Annotated in this window: 10 protein-coding genes and 1 pseudogene; 4 read left to right on the top strand and 7 right to left on the bottom strand. The window is 41.3% G+C overall.

All coding sequences use genetic code 11. The features are described from left to right. Positions 1-6 precede the first annotated feature (6 nt). The 4 genes from JCM15074_RS04165 to JCM15074_RS04175 form a co-directional block, all read right to left on the bottom strand. On the bottom strand, positions 7-1,002 hold the full coding sequence (locus JCM15074_RS04165) for a DmsE family decaheme c-type cytochrome (protein WP_025820064.1): 996 nt from the start codon (positions 1,000-1,002) through the stop codon (positions 7-9). A 46-nt stretch (positions 1,003-1,048) separates the two neighbouring features. Continuing rightward, complete coding sequence (locus tag JCM15074_RS24770; protein ID WP_234400160.1) at positions 1,049-1,903, bottom strand: multiheme c-type cytochrome; 855 nt, start codon at positions 1,901-1,903, stop codon at positions 1,049-1,051. Next, positions 1,900-3,039: a multiheme c-type cytochrome gene (locus JCM15074_RS24775; RefSeq protein ID WP_234400161.1), complete on the bottom strand. Its 1,140-nt coding sequence runs from the start codon at positions 3,037-3,039 to the stop codon at positions 1,900-1,902. Before JCM15074_RS24775 ends, JCM15074_RS24770 begins: the two co-directional genes overlap by 4 nt. 308 nt (positions 3,040-3,347) lie before the next feature. Further along, the gene (locus JCM15074_RS04175) at positions 3,348-5,546 is read right to left on the bottom strand and encodes an OmcA/MtrC family decaheme c-type cytochrome (protein ID WP_025820065.1); all 2,199 of its coding nucleotides are present in this window, start codon (positions 5,544-5,546) and stop codon (positions 3,348-3,350) included. Positions 5,547-5,993: 447 nt separating this feature from the next. Between JCM15074_RS04175 and JCM15074_RS04180 the strand changes: the two genes are divergently transcribed. The 3 genes from JCM15074_RS04180 to glnS all read left to right on the top strand — a co-directional run bounded on the left by JCM15074_RS04180 (position 5,994) and on the right by glnS (position 10,370). After that, complete coding sequence (locus tag JCM15074_RS04180; protein ID WP_025820066.1) at positions 5,994-6,233, top strand: FeoA family protein; 240 nt, start codon at positions 5,994-5,996, stop codon at positions 6,231-6,233. After that, positions 6,226-8,523 carry a Fe(2+) transporter permease subunit FeoB gene (gene feoB / locus JCM15074_RS04185; protein WP_025820067.1) on the top strand — a complete coding sequence of 766 codons (2,298 nt, stop codon included), beginning with the start codon at positions 6,226-6,228 and terminating at the stop codon, positions 8,521-8,523. Before JCM15074_RS04180 ends, feoB begins: the two co-directional genes overlap by 8 nt. Before the next feature lie 176 nt (positions 8,524-8,699). Next, a complete protein-coding gene (glnS, locus tag JCM15074_RS04190; RefSeq protein WP_025820069.1) occupies positions 8,700-10,370 on the top strand; it encodes a glutamine--tRNA ligase in 1,671 nt (556 codons plus the stop codon). 62 nt (positions 10,371-10,432) lie between these two features. Here the strand turns inward: glnS and JCM15074_RS20855 are convergent. Then, positions 10,433-11,028, bottom strand: a pseudogene (locus JCM15074_RS20855) (Yip1 family protein). A 222-nt stretch (positions 11,029-11,250) separates the two neighbouring features. On the opposite strand from JCM15074_RS20855, the gene miaE reads away from it, so the two are divergent. Further along, positions 11,251-12,024 (top strand): tRNA isopentenyl-2-thiomethyl-A-37 hydroxylase MiaE, encoded by a 774-nt coding sequence (miaE, locus tag JCM15074_RS04200; protein ID WP_025820070.1) that lies wholly within the window; start codon positions 11,251-11,253, stop codon positions 12,022-12,024. 39 nt (positions 12,025-12,063) lie between these two features. Here the strand turns inward: miaE and JCM15074_RS20860 are convergent, their stop codons facing one another. Then, complete coding sequence (locus JCM15074_RS20860) at positions 12,064-12,750, bottom strand: UDP-2,3-diacylglucosamine diphosphatase (RefSeq protein WP_037469027.1); 687 nt, start codon at positions 12,748-12,750, stop codon at positions 12,064-12,066. A gap of 7 nt (positions 12,751-12,757) precedes the next feature. Further along, a complete protein-coding gene (locus JCM15074_RS04210; RefSeq protein ID WP_025820071.1) occupies positions 12,758-13,252 on the bottom strand; it encodes a peptidylprolyl isomerase in 495 nt (164 codons plus the stop codon). Positions 13,253-13,359: the final 107 nt, after the last annotated feature.

The following is a 13,359-nucleotide window of genomic DNA, read 5'->3' on the forward strand; positions in this document are numbered from 1 at the left end:
CTCCTACTAACGCTGCAGTAATTTGCCAGATGGGTGGTTAGAACCATGGACTTGGCTGTGACAATTGAGACAACTACGACCACCCGTAAAGGCATTATTATTCACTTGGCCCCCCATATTGGTGTTACCAAAATATGGATTGCTGGCATGGCCATCACTGGCGTGACATTGTTGACATAACTGCGGTGCACGTGCTTTTAGCATCGCATCATTGACTGAACCATGTGGGTTATGACAGGTAACACAGTTTTCTGTGACAGGGGCGTGTTCCCATAATTTAGGGCCACGTTTTTCTGCATGGCAGCTATAGCAAGTTTGGTTGATGTCAAATTTAACTAAGTCGGCATCGGTTGAGTCTGAACCGTGTGGATTATGACAATCGCTACACACCATTTGGTCCCATTTTAGTGGATGGCTTGAACGCTTGTTAATGTCTGCTTTTTGCTGAGTATGGCAGCTAGTACACACTTCTACTTCTGTGTCTTTGCTCATCACGGGATCGGCCGCAGTATGAATTTGATGACATGAGGCACATGCCACATCTGCATTGGCATGATGACTATCATCCCAATTCATACGGTCGTCATCCATATGACAGCTCATACAGACACTGTTTTGCATCTCTGCGTCTAAAGTGGATTTTGGACCAAAGGCGATCATTGGCTCATTGCCACCGCGATTGTGTTTGCCCATTGGTCCGTGGCACGCTTCACATTGCAGGCCAGCCATTGGACTTTTACTTGAATTGGTTGCGCCGTGAGGGCCTTGAAATAGTGCCATCACTTTGTCACTTTTTTTATGACACATTAGGCAGGAGTCTGCGCCTTTAGGTGAGTAACTGCCTTTAGCAAACTTGTCTATAAGGGTGGTTTCTACTTGCTCAGGTGTCATTTTTGCATCCCATTTAGATGCATAGGTAGGGGTAGAGATAGACAATAAGCAGGCAAGTAAACCAAGGGTAAGCTGGGTTGATGTTTTTTTCATTATGACTTCCCAATTAATCCATTAACAATAACGGCTTGGAGCTGAGCTCCAAGCCGTCGTTGGGTTACATCCGGATGATACGATGATCAGTAATTGTTGGTTTGTGGCAAGTAAAACAGGTTTCGCTTTGGCTGTTCTCTTTTGCCGTCATAAAGTCTTTGGCGATAACCGCACCAAAACTTTCTAACTGCTCTGGTGTATGACCCATATACTCAGGCTTATGACATGAAGTACAAGTAGCCGTAATCGGTGAAGTATATAAGTTAGCTTCAGTGGCTAATGGACCTTTGTCTTTAAAGGCATTGAGGTTGAAGTCAACATGACACTGGCTACAATCACCGCCCACTAAGCTATACGCCTTTTCCATATGGGTTTTGTGTAGTTTCATCTCAAGCGCACCTTTGTTTGCACCTGAAGCATAAGTACCGTACGGGGTATGGCAGCTCACACAGCTATCTACACCGACTTCGAGTTTGTCATTAACGATTTGACCCATTGAGTCATTCATCACAAAACCTGGGTGACCGTATTTATTATGTAGTACAAAGTCTTTACCGTGACATTCAACACAAGTATCAAAAGTGACTGAGTCAACGTGACGCTTGCTTACTGTTTCACCAGCGAATGCAGCAAATACTTGACTACTGTTAAGGCTGACAAACTGTGGTTCTTCAGTGCAGTTAGCAAACGCAACATCTTGTCCAATTTGGTCATAACACATTGCAGTGCCAATCAGTGTAAAGGCGGTATCCGCATCGCCTTGTGCAAATGGTAATACTTTAGTGGTAAACACTAACTTATTGTCAGTCAGTGTCACGCCAGCTTGTATTTGGCCATTCATAATTAGATTTTTAGGCTCTTTACTCGGTACAACTTCTTTACCTGTATTGATATCAATAACAGGGTTATATCCCATCATAGGTAGTTAGGGCCCACGTTAGTGATGGTTTCTAGTTGGTGGATTTGTTTCAATAGCATTGCGATATCAGCAGGTTTGCCGTTAGCATCATTAATGCCTACGGTTAAGGTTGCTGTTTTATCTGTATTAGCGACTAATTTTGCATCAATGCTGTATTGAGCAAGTAGTTTGTCTTGGTCGTTTTGCTTCGCCATATGAACGTCAGTGGTCCATTGGCTATTATGGCAGGCAACACAGTTACTGTTGTCAGCTTGCTCAGAGTGGCCTTTGCCATTAACAAAGTCGATATTGGTATGGCAGCTGCTACAGCTTTCCATGGTTGGAATACGGCTCCAGTTATTCCACTCTGGTGCTTCTTCAGATTCAACGTGGCAGCCCTGACAGTTTTGTAAACCACCTAAATTGACATCTTTATGCAGATTGTGAGCAAGGGTCGTAAATTCAGCACTTGCACTGACATTGCCTTTGCTGTGACAAGTGGCACAATCTGCAACGTCAGTAAATGAACCTTTATGAGCGGTCTTACCTATATCACCATGGCAGCTATTACAGGTTTCAGTGGTGACAATACTGCGGCTGTATAGTGCATCGCCACCTGTGGTTGGGTCGAAATCGATATAACTATTAGTATTTGGCATCATTGCACCACTTGGTAGTGCAACAGGGTATGAGCGTAATAATACTCGATGAGATAACTGAGGGTTAAAGTCAATTTCTGAATCATTATTCAGGTTTTTAGCAAAAGTATAGCTATATTGACCATTTTTATGATCAACAAACGTGCCTACGCATTCACCACGTAGATCACAAGTTTCGCCGCCGAAATATTGCCATTGTGAAGCATTACCGGCGCTAGTTGCGTTAGCAGGTAATAACTGGGCTGAAGCGAAGCGTATTTTTTGTAAGCCTACGACAGGAAGATCTTCTTCGTTAGCGACACTAAAGTTGACTGTTGCTATACCATTGTTGATTGCAACATTATCATAATTAATATTTAAAACTGTAGCAGTATCCGCTGGAATACCGCCGGGTTGACCAGGCTGACCTTCATTACCATCACCGCCACAACCAGTAAGTGCCATGGTCATGGCGCCTACCGATAGCATCATTGCTAATTTTGTTTTATTTGCGTTCATCATCATTCCCCTGCCGTACAGAATATCGATTTCTAGCGGTTTTTACCGTCTTAATTATGATGCTTGTCGCACTATTGAAATCGATATTGATTGATACATATCTCCAACTAAAGAGTAACATTGAAAATGACTATTTCATTGATTGAAATTTACAATGTGTGAAGCGGATCTTGCTATTTTTTAAGGAAATTGTAGATATGAGAGATGAGTTGTTTTTTGTTAAAAATATCTAAAAATTAAAAGTAGATATTGATAAAAAATAATAAAAAGGGAGGCATGGCCTCCCTTGATTATGTTGACGTTACTATTTACTTATGTAGCTGACGAATTTGCTCTGGTGAGTGGCACGTTGCACAAGATTCTGATGCACGCTCTTTGGCATCCGTAGCATCAATACCATCTAAAATACCGCCGAATGAAGTGATATGAGCTTTACCTGCATCACTTAGGTATTTTTGGTGACAGCTTAAGCAAGCACCAGCATCTGAAGATACCCAGATATCGCTACCGTCAGCATCACCGTAGCGCCATGCACGGTCAGGAGAACGACCTAGCTCGATACCATTGTCGGTGTGACAAGTCGAACAATCTGTCTTCACTACAGTGCTTGAACCCACACCCGCATATTTCAAGTAGTGACCTTCTGCATGGTGAGCTTTATAAGCGAAGCTCGTTGGTGCATTGCCACCCCATTTATTAAGTCCTTTGTCTGGCGTGTGGCACGCTTGACAGTTGATACCGTTGTCGTAGTGAACAATCTCTTGATTGTGACAACCCATACATTTGCTGTTGTCGATAATATCACGGCGTGCTGTAGCAGGCTTACTGGTGTCAGTATTATTCCAAGTAAAGCCTAATGGTGCATCTTGGATATAAGCAGCATCAGTCAGAAGTTTAGTTGGATCGGTTTCATCATATTGACAAGCTGTTGGCTCAACGACTGGGCGACCATAACCTCCAGATTTAAAGCAAGTGGCAACGCCTGCAAATAACTCAACACTCTTACCATCTAAGCTCGCTGGAAGTACAAGTTTGCTATTGGTGCTATCAATGCTAAATGTCTTTGTAGTTGCATCATAAGTAGATACGTCAGGGTTTAATAGCGCAAAACCGCGAGCACTATATTTAGTACTGTCAGTATACGCTGGGTAATCCTTATCTGTATCCCAAGAGAAGTAGATGCTTGATTGAGTATATTTGCTTGGGTTAGCAATAAATTCTTTTGCAACCGCTTCGCCTTTTTCATTTAGGATCTGTACATCAAAGGTTAATACCCCATTAGTGACGTTGATCTTAGAGAAGTTAGCACTGTAGTCTTGGCTTGCCTTGTAACGCTTAGTCGCATCACCATGACCTTCTGCACCGCTACGTGCGTAGCCTTCTTCAATATGACACGAAATACAATTTTCATTGTCAGGTTTATGATAGGCTTTTGGCACTGTTGTATGACAAGCGATACAAGCGTTGTTGTTCATATCTGCTAAGAATAAATCTGCATCTTTTGGTGCATCTTCACCTTGTACGTGACAAGCTGCGCAATCTGCTGCTGGTTGTTGTGGGTACATGACTTTACCGTAGTCGTGAACCGAACCTTTATAACCAATGATTTTGTATGGTGCAGGCACTTTAGTATCAGTGCTAGCATCATAAGTCATTCGACTATCGCCCTTATGAATCGCATGCACTAAATAAGTAAAGTCAATGCTGTTACCGCTTTCTGGATCGGCTGAATCAGTGGTGTGGCATGAAATACAGTTAGCTAAATCAGTGCGACGACCACCATGGAATTCAAGACTTTCTGGCTGGTGACAGGTATAGCAAGTTTCCATTGCCACCATATCACGACTGGTAATACCTTCAGTTAAACCTGTTGAAGGCTGCCAGTTGTAAGCGGCATTAGCTACCGTTTGTGGTAGTTCTAATTCTAGGGTAGCACGCTGGGTAAAATCAGCATGGTAAGCAACCGCGACAGGCGTCGTAACATTGGCAATGTTCTGTTGGAAAGTATAAGTGTAGCTACCGTCATTATGATCGACTAAACAGGTCACGCAATTGCTGACTTTTTCTACGTCAGCTTGAGTGGTATCACGTGGTGTTAAACCTGTTTGGTCATCAGGCATAGCGCCTGGAGTCTTAGCCACATTGATATAAGCTTGCCATTGATAACCACGATCGTACTCAGTCGGCACGCCATCTTTGTCATCCATGGTTTCTGTCATTTGTGTTAGCTGGGCAATACCAAAGCGCAAATCATGGTTTGCGTTTAAGCCTAATACGGCTACGCCGTTGGCGTTTTCTAATCTAAAGTCAACAGTCACTTGACCATCGTTAACTTTTGCTGAGGTAAAAATAGCATTAACTTGTGGGCTGCTATTAATATCAACACCAATGACGCCATCTTTACCATTTTCACCATCATCGCCACCACAACCTGTGATCACGAAACTCATTAAACCTGCAGCCAAAAAAGTTTTGGTTACAGCATTTAGCTTCATCATTTTACTCATCACTCACCCCGCATTATTGTAAATTGACTCACAGCGGGTATATGCAATAAAAATGATATAACCTTGTGAATTAATTATATTTATGCTGCAAGGTTAGCGAATTTTGTTATACCAGTCAGGCAATGAGTTTGGAATATGTGAACGAGATCTGACTAAATATTAAAAAATAGAAGATAAAATATTAAATTGTGAAACTGTGCACATTGTTATTTGTTTGTAAGTAAATGGTTGAACAAAATTTAATGCTAAATGTTTTTTCAAATTTGAACGATTTATTTTTCAAAATGCATTTCCTTCGAAGAATTTATGTTTATAATCGCCGAACACAATTGAAAATTATTATCGTTTAGGTTTGAAAATCATGATCTAGGTAAAATTATCTTTAATCTAGGTGCGATATAATTTAAGCAAGTTTTGAATTTATACCTGTATACAAGGTGAGTTGTAATGAAGTTAAGCGAATTAAGTCCAGGCGATAACGCTGTTATTTCCGCGGTGGGGCACATAGAGTTACCACAAACAGTTAAGCGCAAATTACTCTCGATGGGGATTACGCCAAATACCCGATTTACTATGGTACGTAAGGCGCCAATGGGCTCTGGATTACAATTAGAACTTCGTGGCAGTAAACTTTGTATGCGTAAAGATTTAGCAGAAATCATTAAGGTGGAAAAGACGAATGACTAAGCAGTTTCATTGCGTCACGATTGGTAACCCTAATGCGGGTAAATCAACATTATTCAATGCATTAACGGGTTCTAACCAACAGGTTGGTAACTGGTCAGGTGTAACCGTAGAGAAGAAAACCGGTCATTTTACTTTGCAAGGAGCCGATGTTTTCTTAACCGACTTACCTGGTATTTATGACATCTTACCTGCAGGTAGTGGTTGTGATTGTTCTCTAGATGAGCAAATTGCGCAGCAGTATATTGCTGAACAACACATCGATGGCATTATCAATTTAGTTGATGCGACCAATATCGAACGTCACCTTTATTTAACAGTTCAATTACGTGAATTGGGTATCCCGATGGTGGTGGTACTTAATAAAATCGACATCGCCAATAAGCATGGCATCAAAGTCGATATCGCGGCGATGAGCAAAAAACTCGGCTGCCCCGTGATTGCTGTTTGTTCTCGTACACCAGCCGATGTGGTTAAAGTTCAAGCTCAATTTGTTGAGTTGCTTGCTGGTAACGTTTCAGAAGCTCAGTTAGAGCTTGGTTACGATGCTCAAGTTGAAGCAGCCGTTAAGAGTATTCTAAGTAAAGATGAAACGGTGAGCCGTGGCCGTGCATTGGCTATGCTAGCCAATGGTTTAGGTTGTGGTAAGTGCAATCATGGTCAATTAGTTGAAGACGTTGAACAATGTTCTTCTGCTTTATCTGCTCAAGGTAAAGATATTGAATTGATGGTTGCCACAACGCGTTTTGATTTTGTCGAAGACGTTTATCAAGCTTCTGTCTCTGCTGGTGAGTATTTAAGCTTTACTGACAGATTAGATAAATTTGTATTGCATCCAGTACTGGGTATTCCAGTATTTTTAGCGGTGATGTATTTACTGTTTATGTTCAGTATTAATGTCGGCAGCTCATTTATTGACTTCTTTGACATTAGTGCGGGTGCGTTATTTGTTGATCATTTTGGTGCTTGGTTAACCTCAGTGGGTTCACCACAATGGTTAGTCACTATCTTAGCTGGCGGTATTGGTCAAGGTATCCAAACCGTAGCGACCTTTATTCCAGTGATTGCAGCCTTGTTCCTCGGTTTATCTGTGCTTGAAGGTTCAGGTTACATGGCACGTGCAGCATTTGTTGTTGATGGCTTAATGCGCCGTATCGGTTTACCAGGTAAAGCGTTTGTGCCTATGATTGTGGGTTTTGGCTGTTCAGTACCTGCAATTATGGCAACTCGTACACTAGGCAGCCAACGTGAGCGTATCGTGACCGGTATGATGGCACCGTTTATGTCATGTGGCGCACGTTTACCTGTATATGCATTGTTTGCTGCAGCATTCTTCCCGCATTCAGGTCAAAATTTAGTGTTCTTATTGTATCTACTTGGTATTGTGGCTGCGATTGGTACAGGCTTTATGCTACGTAAAACGCTATTACCGGGTACTAGCAGTGCGGTAGTGATGGAATTGCCAAGTTATGAATTACCTAAATTTAAAGCAGTTGTGGTACGTACCAGTAAACGTACTAAGAGTTTTATTAAAGGTGCAGGTAAGACTATTGTTATCGTCGTGACGTTACTAAACTTTGTTAATGCGATTGGTCCTGATGGTTCATTTGGTCATGAAGATAGCAAAGAGTCTGTATTAAGTATCGTTAGTCAGAAAGTCACCCCATTCTTTAGCCCTATGGGTGTAGAGCAGCATAACTGGCCTGCAACAGTCGGTATTGTGACGGGTATTTTTGCTAAAGAAGCAGTAGTTGGTACCTTAAACAGCTTATACAGCGCATCTCAAGGTGCTGATGAGGATGGTTTAGCGCCATTATCAGAAAGCTTTACTGAAGCATTGAAAACGATTCCTGCTAACCTATTTGGTATCTCATTTGAAGATCCTTTAGCATTGAATGTCGGTGATGTATCTAATCAAAAAGTGGCCGCTGAAGAGCAGGGCGTAGATACGTCGACTTTCTCAGCATTACAATCAGGCTTCACTAGCCAAGCGGCAGCATTTAGTTATTTACTATTTGTATTGTTATACACACCATGTGTGGCAGCGATGGGGGCATTAGTGCATGAGTTTGGTTCGCGTTGGGCAATGTTTGCTGCAACTTGGACATTTGCACTTGCATACGGCAGTTCAACAATCGTTTATCAAACAGCGACATTTGAACAGCATCCATTACAATCTGGACTTTGGATTGGCGGCTTTGTAATTGCGCTAGTTGTGTTTTATCAGTGGTTAAAACAGAAAGGTAAACGCACTCAGCAAATCATCCCAGGCATTCGCGTTGTTAGCCAGTAAAAGTTAAAAATAGTAAGTTTGTTCGTAAAAGCAGCACTCAGGTGCTGCTTTTTTGTCTATTTACGGTTACAGAGCTATGTAGCCGTGAGTTTTTAACGTTTGGGCATTGTAACTGATGACGATCTGTAGGATTATTCGTGTTTAGTTAAATTGCCATGTTCGCAAAGAGGAATTCCATGAGCCATGTGGACACAGAAGTACGTCCTAGTAACTTCATTCGTAATATCATCGATGAAGACCTTGCTAGCGGTAAGTATACCAGCGTACATACACGTTTCCCGCCAGAGCCTAACGGCTACTTGCATATCGGTCACGCTAAGTCGATCTGTTTAAACTTTGGTATCGCTAAAGATTACCAAGGTCAGTGTAACTTACGTTTTGATGATACCAATCCTGAAAAAGAAGATATCGATTACGTAAACTCGATCAAACAGGATGTGCAGTGGTTAGGTTTCCAATGGAATGGCGATATCTGTTATTCATCTAACTATTTTGATCAGTTACACGGATACGCAATTGAGCTAATTAATAAAGGCTTAGCTTACGTTTGTTTCTTAAACGCGGAACAAACTCGTGAGTACCGTGGTACGTTGAAAGAGCCGGGTAAAAATAGTCCATATCGTGATACTTCTGTTGAAGAAAACTTAGCATTATTTGAAAAAATGCGCGCGGGTGGCTTTAAAGAAGGTGAGTGTGCACTACGTGCCAAGATTGATATGGCATCACCGTTCATGTGTATGCGTGATCCTGTGATTTACCGTATTCGTTTTGCTCATCATCACCAAACCGGTGACAAGTGGTGCATTTACCCAATGTATGACTTTACTCACTGTATCTCTGATGCGTTAGAAAATATCACCCATTCAGTATGTACTTTAGAGTTCCAAGACAACCGTCGTTTATACGACTGGGTATTGGATCATTTAGATGATTTCCAAAAGCCGACTCGTCCACATCAGTATGAATTCTCTCGCTTAAACCTTGAGTACACGCTGATGTCTAAGCGTAAACTTAATGACTTAGTGGCGCGTCAGTTAGTGAATGGTTGGGATGACCCTCGTATGCCTACTATTGCGGGCTTACGTCGTCGTGGTTATACACCAGCAGCAATCCGTGAATTCTGTTTACGTATTGGTGTGACTAAGCAAGAAAACATGATCGAAGTAGGCATGTTAGAAGCTTGTATTCGTGAAGACCTAAATGATAACGCACCACGCGCAATGGCAGTAATTAAGCCTCTTAAAGTGGTTATTGAAAACTTTGCTGAAGGTGAGCTAGAAACGGTTTATGCCCCAGTACATCCTAACAAGGAAGAGCTCGGTAAGCGTGAATTAGCCTTTGGTCGTGAAATCTTTATCGATGCTGAAGATTTTAAAGAAGAAGCTAATAAGCAATTCAAGCGTTTAGTGCTAGGTAAAGAAGTACGTTTACGTAATTCATATGTTATTCGCGCTGAGCGTTGCGATAAAGATGAAGAAGGTAACATCACGACTGTTTACTGTACTTATGATCCTGAAACATTGGGTAAGAACCCAGCTGATGGTCGTAAAGTAAAAGGTGTGATTCATTGGGTTGAAGCGACTACCGCAAAACCTGCTGAGTTCCGTCTATATCAGCGTCTATTTACTGATGCGAACCCTGCTAGTGCAGAAACTGTGGATGAAGTATTAAATCCAGAGTCATTAGAGATTAAATTTGGTGTAGTTGAAGCGGGTCTTGTGAATGCACCTGCTGAGCAAGCTTACCAGTTTGAGCGTGAAGGTTACTTCTGTGCTGATAATAAAGATTCAAGCGCAGAGCAGTTAGTATTTAACTTAACCGTACCATTACGCGATACTTTTGCTTAATGTGAGTTGTTAGGTAATAAAAAAGAAGGCATAAGCCTTCTTTTTTTATATCTATTTAGTGACTATTGGTAGGCTGGGCCAAAGCCGATACTCCATAAAATAATGCTACTGGTCATCAGTGCCACTAATAAAACCAGTCCAGCGGTAACCACTGAACTGGCATAGATAAAACCTTTTTCTTCAGGGATATTCATTAAGATTGGCACCCCTGTATAGAGTAAGTATACCGAGTAACTTAAACCTATTAAGCCAATCACCATAATAAACCAGAGTACCGGGATAAGTACCGCAACGCCGACCATAAATAGAGGTGTAGCAGTATAAGCCGCTAATTCTAATGCCTGTGTATAGCTGGGTTTAGCATCAAATGTTTTTGACATCCAATAAACTAAATAAGCTAGCACAAATACCCCAGCAATTAAGCCAACATACATACCTACAGACATAAACATCGCGCTTTGTGGGGTGAGAAATTTAGCTCGCCGAAACCTGGGTTCCAGCCAATATGCGCAGCGGCAATATAACTGCATATCGCAGGGATTAATGCCATGACCATAATATGACTTAGGCTTTTTGAAATTGACTCATGGCCCTCTTCAATGGCATGCCATTCTTGTTTTGGTCGAGTATATAAGCCCATAAGATGGTTCAATATCATAGATTTTTCCTTGTTTAGCTAGTTTTGCGCTCGCCAAACTGCAGACGAACAAGGTATTTTTCTGGGTATTAATCTTGCTTGCACTTACATTTTTTAAGTTACTACTAGATTATTTATTAGTCAAAAAGTCTTAAGAGTCAAATTTTAGCGTAAAAATCCAACTTGATTACTAGGTTTAACTCAATGTTACAATGATAAAAAATGGTGTAGGCGGAAAGGAATATGGCCGAGCAATTAAGCGCAATAAATCAATTTTTACATTGTGGAACCCCAAACTCATGGATTGAGTATGCGTCGCAGCCCGCACAATTAACCACTTTGCTAATCGATCATTGTAACTGCGAGTTAAAGGCTGCACAGAGTGCCATTTATCTTTTAAGGCATTACGCGTTAACTGCTGAGCAAGGACGGCAACTGCAGCTGTGGGTTAAACCTTATGAACAACTTATTTACTGGCGCGATCGTGATGTTACTCAGTTTGTGGAAACAGCTAGTTTATTACATAAACAGATGCCGAAACTGAACGCACCTAATGATCCTTTTGAGCGGGTATTAGTCGAACAAATGATGTTGCTGGTGAAAGAGGAATTTCACCATTTTCAGCAAGTATTAGAAATCATGCTTAATAGGGGCATTGACTATCAAAATCTCAACGCTGGCACTTATGCCAAACAGTTGTTAAGCCAGCTGCGTACCTATGAGCCGATGCGCCTAATTGATCGATTGATTATTGGGGCATTAATTGAAGCGCGTTCATGCGAACGATTTGCTAAGTTAGCACCGTATTTAGAGCAAGATTTATCCCGCTTTTATCAATCGCTATTGCGTTCTGAAGCACGTCACTTTCAAGATTATCTTAATTTAGCGCAATTGGTTGCTAAGCAACATCAAGTCGATAATGTTGAACAACGAATTGATGAACTGGCTGAGATAGAGGCTAGTTTAGTGGTTGCTGATGATCCGCTATTTAGATTTCACAGCGGAGTCCCTGTATAGCGCAATACAGGGGAGATTATAATGCGCTATGTTCAAGTTTTACCTCATCAGGCTGATACTTAATACACTCGCTTGGTGATACCAGTCACCCACAACAATACGTTGTAAGCCATGTTGTAACTGATGGATATCAGGCCTGTGGGTATGGCCGTGGATCATTAAACTTGCGCCAGTTTGTTGCATTAATTGCTGCACCGCGTCAGATTCTACATCCATAATCTGCATGGTTTTGTTTTTATTGCTGGCTTTACTTTTTGCACGCAAGTTATTGGCAATATTAATACGGCGTTTTTGCGGTAGATGGTTATAAATAAAACGTGCCCAAGCTTGGCTTCTAAACCATCTAAAGCGTTGGTAGGCTTTATCTAGAGTACATAAACTATCACCGTGTAGTAACACAGTTTTAGTGCCGTATAAATCAATGACTTTGACTTCGGGCAATAGTTGCATACCACTGAGTTGAGCGTATTTTTTATTAAGTAAAAAATCACGGTTACCGTGAATATAATAAATCGGTAAATGCGCTGAAATCGCTTTTAGCTTTGCCGCAAGTTCAAGTGCAAAAGGTTCGGCAATATCATCACCAACCCAGACTTCAAATAGATCGCCAAGAATATAGAGTGCATCGGCATCATTTAATTGGGTATCAAGAAAATGATAAAATGCTTGAGTGATATCAGGGCGATCTGCACTTAAGTGCAGATCCCCTATAAATAATGTGCGCATTAAATAATTATGCGTCGATAGTTGCGCTAGTGATAACAACTGCTTCTAATGGCACATCTTGATGCATACCGTTGCGACCAGTATCAACTGCTTTGATTTTGTTCACAACTTCCATGCCTTCAACAACTTTACCGAATACACAGTAGCCCCAACCTTGCATAGATTCATTTTTAAAATCTAAGAAAGTGTTGTCATTAACGTTAATGAAAAACTGTGAAGAAGCAGAGTGTGGCGCAGATGTACGTGCCATTGCTAATGTACCAGTTACGTTTGAAAGGCCGTTGTTTGCTTCGTTTTGGATTGCATCACGAGTTGTCTTTTGTGACATATCTTCGTTGAAACCGCCGCCTTGAACCATAAAACCATCAATTACACGGTGGAAGATAGTGCCATCAAAAAAGCCATCTTTTACATACTGCTCAAAGTTAGCTGCAGTTGCTGGTGCATTTTCATGATCAAGTTCGATCTTGATATCACCGTAGTTAGTGTGCAAAGTAATCATAATAAACCTTTTTATAAAATAGTCGGCGGATTCTAACTTATCTCAAGTTCTGCATAAAGACCTGTATTCAACTCTTATTGCCGTGATAAAATGTTTTGCATGATTTT

It is taken from the genome of Shewanella marina JCM 15074, from assembly GCF_000614975.1.
GTDB lineage: Bacteria > Pseudomonadota > Gammaproteobacteria > Enterobacterales > Shewanellaceae > Shewanella > Shewanella marina.